Here is an 18,676-nt window from a genome sequence, read left to right on the forward strand (position 1 = left end):
AAAATAGCATTACAAAATTATCTACTAATGTTGATACAACTAACGAGCAGTCTCAAAAAGATACATTAAGACAATTAAAAAATGTAATAAGTTACCTTGAAGAACAAGTATATAAATTTTAATATTGCGTTTTTTGGGAATTCATAAAGATTATAAGCATTTAGCGAAAGAAGGAGAATAGTCATGAAAAAATTTCCATTCAAAGTACTAACTTTAGCTACATTAGCAACTGTTATAACTGCTACTACCGGTAACACTATTCGTGCATTTGCACAAGAAACGACCGCTCAAGAACAAAAAGTAGGCAATTATGCATTGGGCCCCGAAGGACTGAAGAAAGCATTAGCTGAAACAGGGTCTCATATTCTAGTAATGGATTTATACGCAAAAACAATGATTAAGCAACCAAATGTAAATTTATCTAATATCGATTTAGGCTCAGAGGGGGGAGAGTTGCTCAAAAATATTCACCTTAATCAAGAGCTGTCACGAATCAATGCGAATTACTGGTTAGATACAGCGAAGCCACAGATTCAAAAAACTGCTCGTAATATTGTAAATTACGATGAACAATTTCAAAATTATTACGACACATTAGTAGAAACTGTACAAAAGAAAGATAAGGCAGGTCTAAAAGAGGGTATAAATGATTTAATTACTACAATCAATACAAATTCAAAAGAAGTTACAGATGTGATTAAGATGCTACAAGACTTCAAAGGGAAACTATATCAAAATTCTACAGATTTTAAAAATAATGTTGGTGGTCCAGATGGGAAAGGTGGATTAACTGCAATATTAGCAGGTCAACAGGCAACGATTCCACAACTTCAAGCTGAAATTGAGCAACTTCGTTCTACTCAGAAAAAACATTTTGATGATGTATTAGCATGGTCAATTGGTGGTGGATTGGGAGCAGCTATTTTAGTTATTGCAGCTATTGGAGGAGCGGTAGTTATTGTTGTAACTGGCGGTACAGCAACACCGGCTGTTGTTGGTGGACTCTCGGCTCTTGGCGCAGCTGGTATCGGTCTAGGAACTGCGGCTGGTGTCACAGCATCTAAGCATATGGAATCCTATAATGAAATTTCTAACAAAATCGGAGAATTAAGTATGAAAGCAGATCGTGCTAATCAAGCAGTTCTTTCGCTTACTAACGCGAAAGAAACATTGGCATATTTATACCAGACTGTAGATCAAGCGATATTGTCTCTAACAAATATTCAAAAGCAATGGAATACAATGGGCGCAAATTATACAGATTTATTGGATAATATCGATTCTATGCAAGACCACAAATTCTCTTTAATACCAGATGATTTAAAAGCCGCTAAAGAAAGTTGGAATGATATTCATAAAGATGCAGAATTCATTTCAAAAGATATTGCTTTTAAACAGGAGTAGAACTGAAATTTAAAACCTAAATTGGAGGAAAATGAAATGATAAAAAAAATCCCTTACAAATTACTCGCTGTATCGACGCTATTAACTATTACAACTGCTAATGTAGTTTCACCAGTAACAACTTTTGCAAGTGAAATTGAACAAACGAATAATGGAGATACGGCTTTTTCTGCAAATGAAGCGAGAATGAAAGAGACCTTGCAAAAGGCTGGATTATTTGCAAAATCTATGAATGCCTATTCTTATATGTTAATTAAGAATCCTGATGTGAATTTTGAGGGAATTACCATTAATGGATATGTAGATTTACCTGGTAGAATCGTACAAGATCAAAAGAATGCAAGGGCACATGCCGTTACTTGGGATACGAAAGTAAAAAAACAGCTTTTAGATACACTGAATGGTATTGTTGAATACGATACAACATTTGATAATTATTATGAAACAATGATAGAGGCGATTAATACAGGGGATGGAGAAACTTTAAAAGAAGGGATTACAGATTTACGAGGTGAAATTCAACAAAATCAAAAGTATGCACAACAACTAATAGAAGAATTAACTAAATTAAGAGACTCTATTGGACACGATGTTAGAGCATTTGGAAGTAATAAAGAGCTCTTGCAGTCAATTTTAAAAAATCAAGGTGCAGATGTTGATGCCGATCAAAAGCGTCTAGAAGAAGTATTAGGATCAGTAAACTATTATAAACAATTAGAATCTGATGGGTTTAATGTAATGAAGGGTGCTATTTTGGGTCTACCAATAATTGGCGGTATCATAGTGGGAGTAGCAAGGGATAATTTAGGTAAGTTAGAGCCTTTATTAGCAGAATTACGTCAGACCGTGGATTATAAAGTAACCTTAAATCGTGTAGTTGGAGTTGCTTACAGTAATATTAATGAAATGCACAAGGCGCTTGATGATGCTATTAACGCTCTTACTTATATGTCCACGCAGTGGCATGATTTAGATTCTCAATATTCGGGCGTTCTAGGGCATATTGAGAATGCAGCTCAAAAAGCCGATCAAAATAAATTTAAATTCTTAAAACCTAATTTAAATGCAGCGAAAGACAGTTGGAAAACATTACGAACAGATGCTGTTACATTAAAAGAAGGAATAAAGGAATTAAAAGTGGAAACTGTTACTCCACAAAAATAGGGAAATATTAATTCTGTTGTAAAGTGAACTAAAACATAGAAAGTCTATGATTACACTGTTAAACAGAAAAGTAATAATTAATAAATCCTTATATAACAGAAAGGCGGAGTCTCATTAAAGACTTCGCCTTTCAATTATATATAAGTATGATTCGAATAAAAAATAACCTTGTAGTTTAATTGCTTTTTTTAAATTTGCAACAGAATCGGTTAATTTGAAGCAGATTATATACATTTTCTTTAATACTTAATGATTTGAAGGCTGCTAAAGAAAGTTCAAACGATACTGATAAAAGATGTAGAACTCATTTTGAAAGACATCGCTTTTTAATAAGATTAGAACTTGAAACCATACCTTATATAGGAGGAATACGAAATGATGAAAAAAATCCCTCATAAACTACTCGCTGTATCAGCGTTTTTAACTATAACAACTACTTATGCAGTCATACCACTAGAAACTTTTGCAATTGAAATTGAACAAACGAACACTGAAAATATGTCTCTTTCAGCAAATGAAGAACAGATGAAAAAAGCTTTGCAAGATGCTGGTTTATTTGCAAAAGCTATGAATGAATATTCTTATTTGCTAATTAATAATCCAGATGTGAGTTTTGAAGGAATAACTATTAATGGAAATGCAGATTTACCTAGTAAAATTGTACAAGATCAAAAGAATGCAAGAGCACATGCTGTTACATGGAATACACAAGTAAAAAAACAGCTTTTTGATACATTGACAGGCATTATAGAATACGATACAAAATTTGAAAATTATTATGAAACATTAGTAGAGGCGATCAATACTGGAAATGGAGATACTTTAAAAAAAGGGATTACAGATTTACAGGGAGGAATTCAACAAAATCAAAAGTCTGCAAAAGCATTAATAGAAGAATTAATTCAATTAAAAAATGCTATTGGAGAAGATGTTAGAACATTTGGAAGTCATAAAGAGACATTGCAATCGATTTTAAAAAACCAAGGTGCTGATGTGGAGGCTGACCAAAAGCGTCTAGAGGACCTTTTAGGACAAGTAAAATATCAGAAAGACATAGAATCTAAGGGCTTAGACATGGTGAAAATCCCCTTTATTCCAACCTTGATTGCTGGTGGCATAATGATAGGTGATGCAAGAGGTAAGTTAGGTTGGCTAGAACCTGAATTAGCAAAATTGCGTCAGACTGTAGATTATAAAATAACATTGAATCGTGTAGTTGGAGTTGCATTTCATAATATTAGTGATATGCATAGTATGCTTGATAGTGCTATCACTGCTCTTACTTATATGTCTACGCAATGGGAGGATTTAGATTCTCAATATTCGGGTGTACTGGGACATATTGATAAAGCTGATCAAAAAGCTGATCAAAATAAATATAAATTCTTAACCCCTAGCTTGAATGCAGCGAAAAACAGTTGGAAAACATTAAAAACAGATGTTGTCACTTTGCAAGAAGGGATAAAAATTGCAGAGAAAAAAGAACAGGATTTTTTGAATCAGCTTCGTCCATCAAACGTTTTCTACTTTTATAAAAAAATTCATAACGCATACACTTTTGAAATAAAGACTGGAACAAATGCGCCAAATGCGTCTTATAAAGTTATGAATTTAACTAAAAACACTGTTCATAATATGTGGAGTGGAGGGGCTAATACTAACATGTGGGCTGATTGGCTTTCATTCAATCCAAATGATGAATTTGCGGTAGTAGCAGTAGTGGATGGTAAAGAATATGTTGTGTATAAAGACAAAGTCCAAAATATAATGAACTGAATCTGAAAGTAACGAAGTAATTGGAGCTGGAGAATAAACTAGACACCAAGTTAATTGAAAAATTGCAATGGCATATATCTCCTTATATCCTAGAATAATTTGCTCAAGAAAAAGAATTTGTTCAGCGAAAAAGTAAATATTGAACCAAGGAGTTAGTTGTCTTATGTGTATGGTTTTACCGAAAGGTTTCAAGTACATTACTCATACAATTATGTAGTTATCCTGAAGCATCTACAGGTGTTCTTATCGACCTTGAAGAACTACTTAGCTTCCTAAGTTGAGTGATTTTATGCAAAATTAAGTAAACGTTTTTGTACATAGATTAGTTGACATTTATATAGTTTTTTTCCATTTTTAAAGATAGTTTTGTTTTTTATGTTATTTTTCAAAAATTACTGCTGAAATTTCTATATTCATCACTCAGCATATAATCATTGTTTGATGAAATGACATACCACGTCCCTTAGAGTTTCAGACATATTACGATAACTTAAAGAAAAAAGATAATAGTAGTCAACGGTTACTATTATCTTTTTTGAACTATTTTTCATTAAAATATCTCATCTGCTGTGCTCCGTATTTACTTTTCTAGATTTTATCCTAGTTTAAAATTTATGCATTTGAACTGTTTATACAATTTGTAGGATTTTTAGTTTTTTTGTCGAATACACTTAATGCAAGGAGGGACATTACATGATTATTAAAGATTATTTCATCAACCTTTCTATTTTTTCTTTATTAGTTAGCGCAGCAATATTTATTCAAGTGTTTACAATTAATTCTAGTCGATATTTTGAAAAGCTCTATGGAGGGATTATTGCAGTTACGTTAATGTTCTTTTCTTTTCCATACATGGGATTTTCCTACGATCTTCGAGTTGTTCCTCTTATTCTATCTTTTATTTACTTTGGTCGTATTGCTGGTTGGATTACGTTAATTAGCATAATTGTAATGCGTATCTTTTACACAGGAGGGTACTGGGAACCTCCTGTGATTGCTTATTTAGGTATGGGGATTCTATTTTCTACCTTTAAAACTTATTTTAAAAAACTACATCCTTTTAAAAGTGCATCGTTATATTTTTCTGTTTTTATTGGAATAAAGTGGTTAGTTGGCGTGTTATTTAATACTACATTACTTTACACAGGAGGCTTATTATATATAGCGTTAGGACTTTTAATTGGGCTATTTCTTATGGAAGCCTACCAGAGATTGTATTATTTAACACAGGACTTATCTAAAATGAATCGAGAATTAAAAAAATCGAAGCAAGAACTTGCAGATACCGTACATGAGCTTCAAGGAGGAATTTTTAAATTTAAAAAAGTGGGTAAGCACTTTATACACACTTTATGTGATGGACAGTTTTATTATCAAAACGGATTTTATTCTGAACAGGTGGTAGGAAAAAGCTTACGTACTATTGATGCTTCTATTGTTCCTCCACATTTAGTTCCACAATTGATGAAGTACTATCTTCAGGCATGGGAAGGAAAAGAAATTATATTTGAATTACCTTGGCCAAATGATAAAACTATTATTCTTATTGCGCTTAGGCCGATTAAACGAAATGGACAAGTTATTGAAGTTGTTGGTTCTACAGTTGATATAACCGAAAGGAAAAAGGTAGAATCAGAATTAAGCGCTACCAAAGAATTATTGGAATCATTTATAAAGCACAATCTAGATGCTATTACCATTTCTGATCGAGAAGGGCATATTTTACAAGCGAATAAAGCTTATGAAAAGATATTTGGGTGGTCATCACAAGAAATCATAGGTAAGAGATTACCTTGTGTACCAGATTTTTTAATGGAAGAATCGCTTAAAAATATTCAGAAAATTCTAACAGGTGAATCTGTGGTTACTAGATTAGAAACTGTTAGACAAAGGAGCGATGGGAGTCTTCTTGATGTCAGTCTGACAGTTTCTCCTATACTAGATGTAAGAGGAAATGTGATAGCTTTATCAGCAATATGTAGAGACATCTCTGAAAGAAAACAAGCAGAAAGAGAACGACATCGATTACACCAGCAATTAAGAGATAGTGAAATGAAGTACCGTGCACTAATTGAACAAGCAACTGATGCGGTATATGTAGTAGAGCTGAATGAAGATAATGCTCCAAGTCGATTTATTGAGGTAAACCCTGTTGGGTGTAGAAGATTTGGATATAGTAGAGAAGAGTTGCTCTCATTATCATTTTCAAATATAGTACCACAAGATTCTCAAATAATCGTAAGGTTATTAGAAAAAATTAAAAAGGGACAAACTTCCTTCACTTTGCAAGATGAATATGTTTTTCCAACAGGAAAAGTAATAACAACTGAGTTTAGTGTTCGTGTTTTTAACTTAAATGGTAAAAAAGTTTTCCTAAGTATTTCTCGTGATATCACTGAACGGCTAAAAACAGAAGAATTATTACGAAAATCTGAAAAACTTGCTGTTGTAGGACAATTAGCGACTGTAATGGCTCATGAGATTAATAATCCATTAACTGCAATGAAAGGGTTCATGCAATTACTAAAATCAACGGAAAATGAAAATAATCAAAGTTATATAAATATAGTATCATCAGAGATTGAGCGTATAGAGAGTATTACAACTGAATTTATGGCGGTAGCCAAACCACAGGTAGTAAAAATGCAACCTAATAACATTAGTGTGCTAATGGATCAAGTTTTAATGCTACTACAACCTCAAGCAATGATGAATAATATAAAAATTAGAATCGATCTTAACCCTGGTATTCCATTGATTTCATGTGAAGGAAATCAATTAAAGCAAGTATTTGTTAATATATTAAAAAATGCAATTGAATCTATGCCGATGGGAGGAGAAATTCTCATTCAATTAAATATACTTGATAATAATCAATTAAGTATTCGTTTTATCGATCAAGGGTGTGGGATTCCAAAAGAACGTATACCATACCTTGGAGAACCTTTTTATAGTATTAAAGAAGAGGGGATTGGCTTAGGGTTAATGATCTGTTATAAAATCATTGAAACACATCAGGGAAAGGTATTTATTGAGAGTGAAGTGAATAAGGGAACTACAGTTGAAGTCACTCTCCCTATTTGTACACTTCAAAATTAATATATTCTTTTTACTGAAATTTTTTAAGAAACCATACAAAATGTAATGCTAATGTTACTTAATGAAATAATAAAGAGAAGAATACTGGTAAATGTACCCTATAGAATAGACACTTGAAAAAACCTGTTATAAAAACATCCTTTCTTTAGAACCAAAAGAAAGGATGTTTTTAATATTGTAATTTTTCTTGGAGGCATTTCAAATTTTTACTTGTAATACATTTTTTAACTAATTTTGGTTAAGTTAGTTAAAAAGGAATTATTTTTAATGAGCATATTGACATATAAATATCCCTCATTTTTAAAATAGAAATTTCTAAAAACTATATATAGGTTCTTTTTGAAAGGAAGGGTATTATCAATTGAAACCACATGAAAAAGTACCTGTTCACTCTATAAAATCTTTGCAGGAATTAATGCAATTACTAAAAAAATCTAAAGATTTTATAACGTTGGAGATCGCTTCAAACAAATCCTCTATAGTCATTTCATATTTTAGAACCTTAATCGATGTAAATATATTTCATGAAGAGGTTTTAACTTATATAAAAGAGAAGAGCTGCGATTCATTACAAGATATTCGGTCTGTCTTACCCTTTGAAAATTCAAAAATAACAAATCAAATTGAAAATATTCAGGATAGTATTTTAAATGGCTATATACTTATTCAGTTTGATACAGATAAATTAAATTGTTTGTTAGTAAATGTGTCAAAGAAAGAAAAAAGGGATATTACAAAAGCTGAAATTGAATACAATATTGTGGGTCCGCAAATCGCATTTGTCGAAGATTTAGATGTAAATTTAAATTTAGTACGTAGAAAGCTTCCAACACCGTATTTACAAATGAAAGAATTGAAAGTAGGATCTCTCTCTAACACAACTGTTGCGATTGTATTTATTGAGGGAATTGTAAATGATCAAAATCTACAAGAAATTATAAAAAGGGTAAGTCAAATAAAAACAGACCATGTTTTGGATAGTACTTATTTGATGCAGTTAATTGCAGACAACCCGAATTCTATATTCCCTCAATTTTTGAATACAGAACGTCCGGACCGTGTGGCAGCTGTATTAGCAGAAGGGAAAATTGCACTTTTTGTAGATGGCTCGCCTTATGCCATCACTCTTCCAACAACATTAATTGATTTTTTTTCTACGACAGAAGATTACACCATGCCTTGGATTATAGCCTCTTTTTTTCGTCTATTAAGGCTTTTTGCTTTTATATTTTCTGTCTTAACGACGCCATTATATGTCTCGATCTTAACATATCATTACGAGCTTATCCCAAAAGAACTTCTTGAAACGTTAATCATATCGAGAAGTAAAGTACCTTTTCCTCCATTAATTGAAGCACTTTTTTTAGAAATAACGATTGAATTACTGAGAGAAGCAGGGGCACGTTTACCAACTAAAGTGGGTTTAACTGTCGGTATCGTAGGTGGTATTGTAATTGGACAAGCATCGGTAGAAGCAAGTCTTACAAGTAACGTACTTATTATCATTGTTGCACTTTCAGCTCTTAGTTCATTTACAGCACCAATATATCGAATTGGTAATACAATTCGAGTAATTCGTTTTCCTTTTATAATATCTGCACACCTATTGGGCTTATTAGGAATTGTTTTAACAAGTTCTTTCCTTTTAGTACGCTTATTACGTACAGAATCATTAAGACGTCCTTATTTGTTCCCTTTTTATCCTACACGTCCTACAGATTGGAAAGACAGCATTATACGTATGCCAATCTCAGCGATGTTTCGACGTCCTATTTTTTCAAGGTCTAAACAGCGTTTTCGCTTTAATCCAGAAGAGGTAGAGAAAAATAAAATCATATCACGAAATGATTTTGATGATTGAATTTAACAGGGAGGAGCATTATGAAACAGATCCCAATTGAGTATCAAGTCTCGCCATATATGGTATTTTTTTTAATTATTACTATACAGTTGGGAGTTGGTATGCTTGGTTTTGAAAGGATTAGTGCAAAATTAGTTGGAAATGATGCGTGGATTAGCACGCTACTTTTTGGAATATCTGTTAATGTTATGATTTGGATCATATATCAGATTTTAAATCAGGGTAATGGAGACATCATTGCAATCAATCAAAACGTACTTGGAAAATGGATTGGTGGATTGCTCAACTTCATTTTTTTATCCTATATTGTATTGTTAGGTGCAACAACACTACATACTTATATCGAAGTAGTACATGTTTGGATGTTTCCTTCAATTTCATCTTGGGTTATAGCAGGGGCTTTTTTGGGTCTATGTTATTACATTGTTACTGGAGGATTTCGTGTAGTTGCCGGAATCGGCTTCTTTGGAATCGTTATCCCAAGCATTCTAATCTTCACATTTTTTTATCCTTTGCAGTATGCAGATTTCCAGAATTTATTTCCAATTGCACAGCATTCATTCCTAGAAATTATGAAAGGAATGAAAGGAAATATGTTTAGTTTTTTTGGATTTGAAATGTTATTGCTGTACTACCCATTTATTAAAAAGGCAAAAACGTCTCAAAAATATGCGCACTATGCAAATTTAGTAACGACTATTGTCTACACATACCTTATGATTTTAACTCTTGCATTTTTTAGTGAAAAACAACTAGCGAGTGCGATATGGGCATATTTAAGCATGATTAAAATTATACAATTTCCCTTTATAGAGCGGTTTGAATACATTATTGTTTCTGTTTGGGCTTTTTTTATATTACCCAATGTTTCCTTTACATTATGGGGAGTAAGTCGTGGTATAAAAGAGGCACTGGGAATAAAGCAAAAATATGTTTTGCCAGTTATCATCCTATTCATCTTTGTTTTATCATTTTTCTTGAATAATCGTAATAAAATTAACTTATTAAATACTTGGACAGGTCAAATGGGCTTTGTATATATATATGTATACCTACCTGTACTATGGCTAATTCAAACGGCCAAAATAAAGTTAAGGAGATAAACATGAAGCGATGGATACTTTTCCTTATATTAAGTGTCTTCTTAATAGGTTGTGCTAAAACGAAAATTGTGGATGACATTGACTTAGTTCAAGTTGCGGCATATGATACCGAAGCAGAAGGTAAGCTAAAAGGAACCTTTGCGATTTCAGCTTATAAAGGAGGCGGGGAAGGTGAAACAAAAATCTATTCAGCATCAGGCCAGACTGGTAGAGAAGTTCTTGCAAGAGCATCCGAAAAATCTTCTGGACCTCTAGAGTTGGGGCAATTGCGTGTTATTATATTTAATGAAAAAATAATTGAAAAGGGAATGCAGGAAATTTTAGAGACTTTGAACCGAAATCCTAGTGTAGGAAATGCAATTTATTTAGCAATTACAAATGTAAAAGGGGAATCACTATTAAAGGGGAACTATTCTAAAGAAAAAGAAATTGCTTCCTATCTATCCTCTTTACTGGAGCAAAATATGGACAATGGAACGCAGCCCAAAACAAATTTTTTTATGTTTTTAAACCAACTTAATGATGATGCGAGAGATTCCTATTTACCGATAATATCTAAAAAAGGTAACGTGTTGGAGTTAGATGGAATAGCACTTTTTAAAAGATGTAAAATGGTTGATAAAGTGAACCCTAAAGATTTATTTGTATTTAAATTGTTGACAGATAATTTTAAACAAGGTACATACCAATTCAAACTACCTGGTTCTTCAAATACTTACGCTACGATAGAGAATATAAAAGCTAGAACAAAATATAAGATGGAGGGGAATAGTAAGCATCCATTCGTAAATGCTCATATTCAAGTTAAAGCTGAAATTCAAGAATTTACAAAAACAAAAAATCTAGATAATCCTAAAGAAATAAAAAAATTAGAAAAAATTATGGAAAAAGAAATAGAAAAAAAAGCAACTACATTGATAAAGAGATTTATTAAAAAAGACACAGATCCTATAGGACTTAGAAAGCTTGGTAGAACTCACGTAAGAAAATGGAACAGTCAAGAATGGGAAGAATCCTATAAAGATTTACGTTTTCGTGTAACAGCTGATGTAAAAGTAACCCAATCTGGTGTCACAGAATAAATCAAATAAGATATGGGAAATTTTAATAAAAAATATAGTCTCGCAGGAGATTAGGGAGAAGAGAAACGATTAACAAAGAATTTCATAAACATTAAGATGCTTTGTTAATCGTTTTTATACCTGTAGCTTTATCACTTATAGTAATCATAATTATAATAAAAGAACAACGAAACAAATTCCCGATACCACATAATTATAAGAGGACAATAAAGCATCAAGATATAATGTATGCTTTGTCTGGAAAAAAGAATTAAGTACTTCAAGGTTAAACACTTAACTTTAAAATAGTAAATTCGTTGCTTGTAGCACTTCAACTAGACTGTGTCCCCGAAAGTTAGAAAGGTCGGTTTGTTAAGTAGCCTCTAGGGAATGAGCCTAGTACAATACTGAATTCATTCCCTTTTATTTTTCCTTGATTCTTTCATGATTATAGTACTTTATATACTTTGCTAATTCTTGTTTGAATTCTGTTATACTTTCAAATTCTCTCGATACAGAAATAGACATACAAAAACGCCATTCTTTCTTATAAATCTACAGAAAGAATGGCGTATTCTTCAAAAGTGAGTTCCTTTATTGAAAAGCTTTAGTTCTATATGACAGATAAAAGGGCAAGCAACGCTAAAATAGCGAGAAGTCCTTGTTTCATGATAATTGATTTATTGGATGTGAGACCTCCGAAAATAGCTGCTACCCCACACAAATGATGAAAAATAATTGAATCATATAACCAATGGGATTGTTTCCAAGTATAAGTCCCCAAATGAGGCCAGCTGCTAAGAATCCATTATATAAACCGTTTACAAATTAATTGTCTAAGTATTTCTAAGTTTAAAGAGTGCAGTGTCTTCGTTTTTTATTGAATTAACTTTTACATGTTGGTTCAATATTTTCTATTCTCTTGGAACTTAGTTCTCGTTTACTTCTCACAAAAGCAATAAAATCTATTATCTCTTCTGTTGACAGTGCTTCTCCATCTACTAAAAGTGTTGCATCTGGATCGTTTAGGAGTCTTGTAATATCAATTACATCTTTGTTTTGATGTGAATGTTCAATTCGACCTAATATATAATCTACAGATGTATCAAATAAATCGGCTATTTTAGATAAAGATTGTAATGAAGGTAATCTATAACCATTTTCATAACCAGCATAGGTGCTTTTCGCAATCCCAAGTCGATCTGCTGTCTCTTGTAAGGACCATTTTTGATTTTTTCTTAATTTAGATAAACGTTCCAGCATTCGTCTCATACCCCATCTAATTTTATTAAATTAATTATAACATAGAAAAAGAATCAAGAATAGAAAAAAAGTACGCGTATTGAATACAAAATCTTGATTAATTCAAATTAAGTTCTATAATGATAAATATAAATACGCATTACGCGTACGATATATCGTTGTTTATTTTATGGAGGGGTTGTGTATGAAGAAAATTTTATTACTTGCAACTGGTGGGACAATTGCATCTGTGGAGGGGAATGAGGGGCTTGTTCCAGGATTGTCCGCTGAGGAATTATTGAATTATTTTTCGAAGTCTTCTCGAAACTTAGAAATAGATTGCAAAATCTTAATGAATATTGATAGTACCAATATGCAACCTGAGCACTGGAAAGAAATAGCTAATGCTGTTTTTAATCACTATGATGACTATGAAGGGTTTGTGATTACACATGGAACGGATACGTTAGCTTATACATCTTCCGCGTTATCTTATATGCTTCAAGGTTTAAGAAAACCAGTTGTTTTAACAGGTTCACAAGTACCTATTAGTTTTAAAAAGACAGACGCAAAGAAAAATGTAGCTGATGCTCTTAGATTTGCCTGTGAGGATGTTGGCGGTGTGTTTATTGTTTTTGATAGTAGGGTGATTATTGGGACGAGAGCAGTTAAAATGCGAACAAAAAGTTATGATGCATTTGAAAGTGTGAATTATCCATATGTTGCTGAGGTAAATGAAGATGAAGTGAAATATCATTGGAAGCCAACGTCCTCCCATAATGAACTTTCAATAAATACTAATTTATGTACGGATGTTTTTCTTATGAAATTGTATCCAGGTACAAAACCAGAGATATTTGATTGTTTAAAAGATTTGTATAAAGGGATTATTATTGAAAGTTTTGGTAACGGTGGATTACCTTTTGAAGGAAGGAACTTGCTTTCGAAAATTCAAGAGTTGACTGAAATGGGGATTGCTGTAGTGATTACTACTCAATGCCTGGAAGAAGGAGAAGACATACTTCTCTATGAAGTAGGACGGAAAGTGGCACAACATCAAGTAATATTGTCTGGAGATATGAATACGGAAGCCATCATAGCAAAATTGATGTGGGCGCTTGGGAAAACTAATAAATTAGAAGAGATTAAAAAAATTATTGAAGAGCCTTTAGCCTACGATTTAACAATAAAATCTGATAAGGATTGGTAATGACTTCATATGATTTATTTAGGTTTTACATTTAATATGGGGGAGAAATTAAAATGGCAATGACAAACAAGAACGTGCGAGTGGAGAATGATTTTTTGGGAGGAAAGGAATTACCTATTGAGGCATATTACGGAATTCAGACTTTACGCGCTGTTGAAAATTTCCCGATTACAGGGTATAAAATTCATGAAAGTTTAATTAGAGCGTTCGCAATTGTAAAAAAAGCAGCAGCGCTTGCGAATACAGATGTGGGAAGATTGGAATTGAACAAGGGCGGCGCAATCGTAGAAGCTGCTCAAGAAATTCTTGATGGAAAATGGCATGATCATTTCATCGTAGATCCAATTCAGGGCGGAGCAGGTACTTCAATGAACATGAATGCAAATGAAGTCATTGCCAATCGTGCTCTTGAATTATTAGGAATGGAAAAGGGAGACTATCATTATATTAGTCCAAATAGTCATGTAAATATGGCCCAATCAACAAATGATGCATTCCCAACGGCGATTCATATCGCAACGTTAAATGCATTAGAAGGCTTATTACAAACGATGGGTTATATGCATGATGTATTTGAATTAAAAGCAGAACAGTTTGACCATGTTATTAAAATGGGTCGTACACATTTACAAGATGCTGTGCCAATTCGCCTTGGACAAGAGTTTAAAGCATACTCACGTGTACTTGAACGTGATATGAAACGCATTCAGCAATCGCGTCAACATTTATATGAAGTAAATATGGGGGCAACTGCAGTTGGTACAGGCTTAAATGCAGATCCAGAATATATTGAAGCAGTTGTAAAACATTTAGCTGCAATTAGTGAATTACCGCTTGTTGGTGCAGAAGATTTAGTAGATGCGACGCAAAATACGGATGCTTATACTGAAGTATCTGCAGCACTTAAAGTATGTATGATGAATATGTCTAAAATTGCGAATGACCTTCGCTTAATGGCATCAGGTCCACGTGTTGGTTTAGCGGAAATTATGCTGCCTGCTCGTCAACCAGGTTCATCTATTATGCCAGGGAAAGTAAACCCTGTTATGCCAGAAGTAATTAATCAAATTGCGTTCCAAGTAATTGGTAATGACCATACAATTTGCCTTGCTTCAGAAGCAGGACAATTAGAATTAAACGTTATGGAACCAGTACTTGTTTTCAACTTACTTCAATCGATTAGCATTATGAATAACGGTTTCCGTGCCTTTACAGATAATTGCTTAAAAGGAATTGAAGCGAATGAAGATCGCTTAAAAGAGTATGTTGAGAAAAGTGTAGGAATTATTACAGCCGTGAACCCTCATATCGGTTATGAAGCAGCAGCTCGCGTTGCGAAAGAAGCAATTGCAACAGGCCAATCCGTTCGAGAACTTTGTGTGAAAAATGGTGTATTGTCACAAGAAGACCTAGAGTTAATTCTAGATCCATTCGAAATGACACACCCAGGGATTGCAGGAGCAATTCTTTTAAAGAAAAATTAAAAGAAGAGGGGGGACAAGTCCCTCCTCTTTGTTTACAATATATGGATGTTATACGTGAATAGAGGTAGGGAGATTATAAGTAAGTATACAGTGGCGTTTAATGGTTCATAGAAACAACATTAAGAGGAGTAGAAATATGATCAACACCACTTTTAAATAAAGAGGATTTATTAAAATATCCTATCATGTTAACAACAAGTTTACATGAATCTTTATAAAGCATTATGACCAACCATGAATAAATAGTTGGCCATAATGACCTTAAAGATCCATATCTTTTAATCCAGGACTATGCTCATTTGGCATTTCAGGAAGTTCTGGTACAGGAAAACCTTTTGGCGGGTCAGTTACTGCTAATGTTCCTTTGTTTCTACTTGGTGATTCACCTTGGAATATTTCTCCCATTCTTGTTGGATCTAAACTAAAATTAAATTGTGCGTTATGGAATCCCATGTCTACATACTTTCTGCACTCTGGGTATTTATTAATATCATAGTTGGGCACAGGGAAGAGTTTCCCCCATTCAACACCCAATGTCTCTAAAGCTTTTGCGAAAGCATTTTGATGTGCATTATCACGTACAATTAAAAATGCAAGTGTTTCTCTAAAAGTTTGATTGGAACTCATTTCATAAATTCTAGTTTTTTGAAGTACACCTGTAGATTCGAGTACTACGTTATCTAATAAATCGCTAATTAAGTTTCCATGACTATATACCCAAGAGCCATTCCATGGGTTGCCAGCTGCATCAACAGGCAATGAACTTTGAGCACCTACAATAAAGTGGTGAGGATTTGCATGTTTAACTGCTTCATCAAGTGGTGCTGTGTCAATACCAGCATTTCCTGGCGTAGGTTCACCAGATCCAGTTAATAGTTGATTAATTGTATGTTGTACAAGTTCTACATGGCTTATTTCCTCTAAAAAAACACCTCGAAGTAAATCACGATATTGCTTCTCTTTACCTCTAAAATTTGAGCTTTGGAAGAAGTATTGCATCATTGTACGCATTTCGCCATAATGCCCGCCTAATATTTCTTGTAAAACTTTTGCAGCAGCTGGGTCTGGTTTATCCGGCTTAATCATATTAATTATTTCTTCTTTATAATAAAACATGAAGGACACCTCTTTTTAAGTTAGTTAACATTGTTATCGTGTCCGCTAGTTGGTTACTTAATACTTAAATTCATTTTTTTACCAATAAATCGTTACCTTAAAATGCAAAGTCTTTTGAAATAACTCTTTTCAATGTGAGATGAAAGTGAGGGAATAGCTACTTAGCATGTAATAAAAAAAGATAAGATTATGGAGTGCAATCTTACCTTTTTATAAAGAATAACAAATTGTATCTTCAAGGTTTCAAAATGACTTTTATACAATCATCTTCACGATTATTAAAAATTTGATAACCGTAGCTTGCTTCTTCAAGGGGGATTTTGTGTGTAATAATTTCCTTTGGATCGAATTCTTTGTTTATTATTTTTTCAAATAGTTCTGGCATAAAATGAATAACAGGTGCTTGTCCCATTTTAAGATTAATATTTCTAACCCAAAATGCCCCGAGTGGGAATGCATTATAATTGCCACCATAAACACCAGTCATTTGAACCGTTCCATATTTTCTTACGGCTTTCGTAGCAATTTGAATAGGGCCGAGAGTTCCACCTTGTAATTTCAATTTTTGTTCTAGAAATTCTAGTGGTGATTTTTTTCCATCCATGCCTACGCAATCAATGACTACATCGGCGCCGCCATGTGTGATTTCCTTTAAATGTTCTCCCATATCAGGGAACTTTGTAAACTCAAATACCTCAACGTTATTAATCTTTTTTGCATAATTCATCCGATAATCTAAGTAATCGACTGCAATTACACGTTTAGCGCCTTGCATCCAAGCAAATTTTTGTGTCATTAATCCAACAGGTCCACAACCAAGGACGATAACAGTATCACCTGGCTTAACGCCTGCATTTATTACACTCCAATAGGCTGTAGGTAAAACATCTGATAAAAATAGTAGGGATTCATCTTCAAGCTCGCATGATTCCGGTATAACAAATGGAGTAAAATTTCCAAATGGAACTTTTAAATATTCTGCTTGTCCGCCTGGATGATTACCAAATTTCTCCGTATAACCAAAGTATCCACCAGAATCGTAATGAGGGTTTGAGTTATCACATTGACTTTCCATTTCATGTTGGCAATAGAAACAATGTCCACAAGAAACGTTGAAGGGGATGACAACACGATCGCCTTTTTTCACTTTAGTGACATCTGGCCCGACTTCTTCAACGATTCCCATTGGTTCATGGCCGATAATGTATCCTTGAGGTAAGGGCATGTTACCTTGATATAAATGTAAATCAGAACCGCAAATAGCGGTTGAAGTAATCCTTACAATAATATCATCTTTTTTCTCTAACTTTGCATCATCAACTTGTTTAACTTGTACTTGATTTGGTCCTTGATAGGTTACAGCTTTCATCTCATATCTCCTTTTGAATTATGTCTCAAAACATAATTTTATTTAATCTCTTGTTGAAATAGAAATCTTTCTTTTATTTACTAAAGGGAATTAGGAAGTATACATAGTGTTGTTATGAAAGTATGTTATATCAGTTATTCTTTCTTATATGTTTTGCCCTACTTTAAGAAAAAAATCAATTTTTATTCATAAACTATTTTCCATAAAAAGGATAATTATTTTTTCATAATTTGTAACATATTAAAAACATCGGAGGTGAAATAATATGGCAAACAATAATAGTGGAAATCGTAATGAATTGTTAGTTCGAGGCGCTGAACAGGCTCTTGATCAAATGAAATATGAAATTGCACAAGAGTTTGGTGTACAACTTGGTGCAGATACAACAGCTCGTGCAAACGGATCTGTTGGTGGTGAAATTACAAAACGTTTAGTAGCAATGGCTGAACAACAACTTGGTGGTAGAGCTAATCGCTAAGTGAATTAGTGTAAAATATAGCAGATATGTAAATCAATTTCTTTTGTGTATTCATAAAAATAAAAAACCTTATATTAAACAGATTCTCACTCAAAGATTATTGATAATCTTCTTTCATAATCTTTGAGTATTTAATTTGTAAACGACTTTCCTAAACAATAAACACGCAGTGTTGGAAAGGTGTTTTCCATGCATAGTAGAAAATCTTTTGCAGGAAAAAGTATACTTAAAAATTTCATTTCAATATTGAAATCAATATTTATTATGATATTTTCGAAAGGTAGGAATTTAAAAATGGGTATATTAAGT

At 33.0% G+C, this 18,676-nt stretch carries 13 protein-coding genes and 3 pseudogenes; 11 read left to right on the forward strand and 5 right to left on the reverse strand.

Going from position 1 to position 18,676, the window contains the following annotated elements:
- The first annotated feature begins 183 nt into the window (after positions 1-183).
- The 8 genes and pseudogenes from hblD to GBN78_RS22600 form a co-directional block, all read left to right on the forward strand.
- Entirely contained in the window at positions 184-1,404 is a 1,221-nt protein-coding gene (gene hblD / locus GBN78_RS22565; protein WP_152127723.1) for a hemolytic enterotoxin HBL lytic component L1, read from the forward strand.
- Between the two features lie 36 nt (positions 1,405-1,440).
- Positions 1,441-2,568 carry a hemolysin BL binding component B gene (gene hblA / locus GBN78_RS22570; RefSeq protein ID WP_152127724.1) on the forward strand — a complete coding sequence of 376 codons (1,128 nt, stop codon included), beginning with the start codon at positions 1,441-1,443 and terminating at the stop codon, positions 2,566-2,568.
- Positions 2,569-2,943: 375 nt separating this feature from the next.
- Positions 2,944-4,344 (forward strand): hemolysin BL regulatory component HblB, encoded by a 1,401-nt coding sequence (hblB, locus tag GBN78_RS22575; RefSeq protein WP_025966722.1) that lies wholly within the window; start codon positions 2,944-2,946, stop codon positions 4,342-4,344.
- A gap of 693 nt (positions 4,345-5,037) precedes the next feature.
- A complete protein-coding gene (locus GBN78_RS22580; protein ID WP_000584300.1) occupies positions 5,038-7,443 on the forward strand; it encodes a PAS domain S-box protein in 2,406 nt (801 codons plus the stop codon).
- Between the two features lie 361 nt (positions 7,444-7,804).
- On the forward strand, positions 7,805-9,304 hold the full coding sequence (locus tag GBN78_RS22585) for a spore germination protein (RefSeq protein WP_000802291.1): 1,500 nt from the start codon (positions 7,805-7,807) through the stop codon (positions 9,302-9,304).
- Between the two features lie 20 nt (positions 9,305-9,324).
- On the forward strand, positions 9,325-10,407 hold the full coding sequence (locus tag GBN78_RS22590; protein ID WP_000809694.1) for a GerAB/ArcD/ProY family transporter: 1,083 nt from the start codon (positions 9,325-9,327) through the stop codon (positions 10,405-10,407).
- Positions 10,408-10,409: 2 nt separating this feature from the next.
- A complete protein-coding gene (locus GBN78_RS22595) occupies positions 10,410-11,489 on the forward strand; it encodes a Ger(x)C family spore germination protein (RefSeq protein ID WP_000832860.1) in 1,080 nt (359 codons plus the stop codon).
- Positions 11,490-11,635: 146 nt separating this feature from the next.
- Positions 11,636-11,766: pseudogene (locus tag GBN78_RS22600) on the forward strand (excinuclease ABC subunit C); the annotation flags it as partial.
- A gap of 125 nt (positions 11,767-11,891) precedes the next feature.
- Here GBN78_RS22600 and GBN78_RS22605 read toward each other — a convergent pair.
- The 3 genes and pseudogenes from GBN78_RS22605 to ansR form a co-directional block, all read right to left on the reverse strand.
- A pseudogene (locus GBN78_RS22605) lies at positions 11,892-11,978 on the reverse strand (IS3 family transposase); the annotation flags it as partial.
- Between the two features lie 103 nt (positions 11,979-12,081).
- Positions 12,082-12,287, reverse strand: a pseudogene (locus tag GBN78_RS30695) (DUF1304 domain-containing protein); the annotation flags it as partial.
- A gap of 66 nt (positions 12,288-12,353) precedes the next feature.
- Positions 12,354-12,731, reverse strand: coding sequence for an HTH-type transcriptional regulator AnsR (gene ansR / locus GBN78_RS22615; protein WP_000893567.1), 378 nt, complete (start codon positions 12,729-12,731; stop codon positions 12,354-12,356).
- Between the two features lie 184 nt (positions 12,732-12,915).
- On the opposite strand from ansR, the gene ansA reads away from it, so the two are divergent.
- Positions 12,916-13,920 (forward strand): asparaginase, encoded by a 1,005-nt coding sequence (gene ansA / locus GBN78_RS22620; protein ID WP_000722308.1) that lies wholly within the window; start codon positions 12,916-12,918, stop codon positions 13,918-13,920.
- Between the two features lie 53 nt (positions 13,921-13,973).
- Positions 13,974-15,404, forward strand: a complete 1,431-nt coding sequence (aspA, locus tag GBN78_RS22625; protein WP_064469072.1) for an aspartate ammonia-lyase — start codon at positions 13,974-13,976, stop codon at positions 15,402-15,404.
- Between the two features lie 261 nt (positions 15,405-15,665).
- Here aspA and GBN78_RS22630 read toward each other — a convergent pair whose 3' ends face one another.
- Both GBN78_RS22630 and GBN78_RS22635 read right to left on the reverse strand, forming a co-directional pair.
- Positions 15,666-16,520, reverse strand: coding sequence for a manganese catalase family protein (locus GBN78_RS22630; protein WP_000500341.1), 855 nt, complete (start codon positions 16,518-16,520; stop codon positions 15,666-15,668).
- A gap of 235 nt (positions 16,521-16,755) precedes the next feature.
- Positions 16,756-17,889, reverse strand: a complete 1,134-nt coding sequence (locus tag GBN78_RS22635) for a zinc-dependent alcohol dehydrogenase (RefSeq protein WP_000649091.1) — start codon at positions 17,887-17,889, stop codon at positions 16,756-16,758.
- A gap of 265 nt (positions 17,890-18,154) precedes the next feature.
- On the opposite strand from GBN78_RS22635, the gene sasP reads away from it, so the two are divergent.
- Positions 18,155-18,367, forward strand: a complete 213-nt coding sequence (gene sasP / locus GBN78_RS22640) for a small acid-soluble spore protein, SasP family (RefSeq protein WP_000002832.1) — start codon at positions 18,155-18,157, stop codon at positions 18,365-18,367.
- The last annotated feature ends 309 nt before the right edge of the window (positions 18,368-18,676 follow it).

The organism is Bacillus sp. B2-WWTP-C-10-Post-4 (genome assembly GCF_009183805.1).
Lineage (GTDB): Bacteria > Bacillota > Bacilli > Bacillales > Bacillaceae_G > Bacillus_A > Bacillus_A cereus.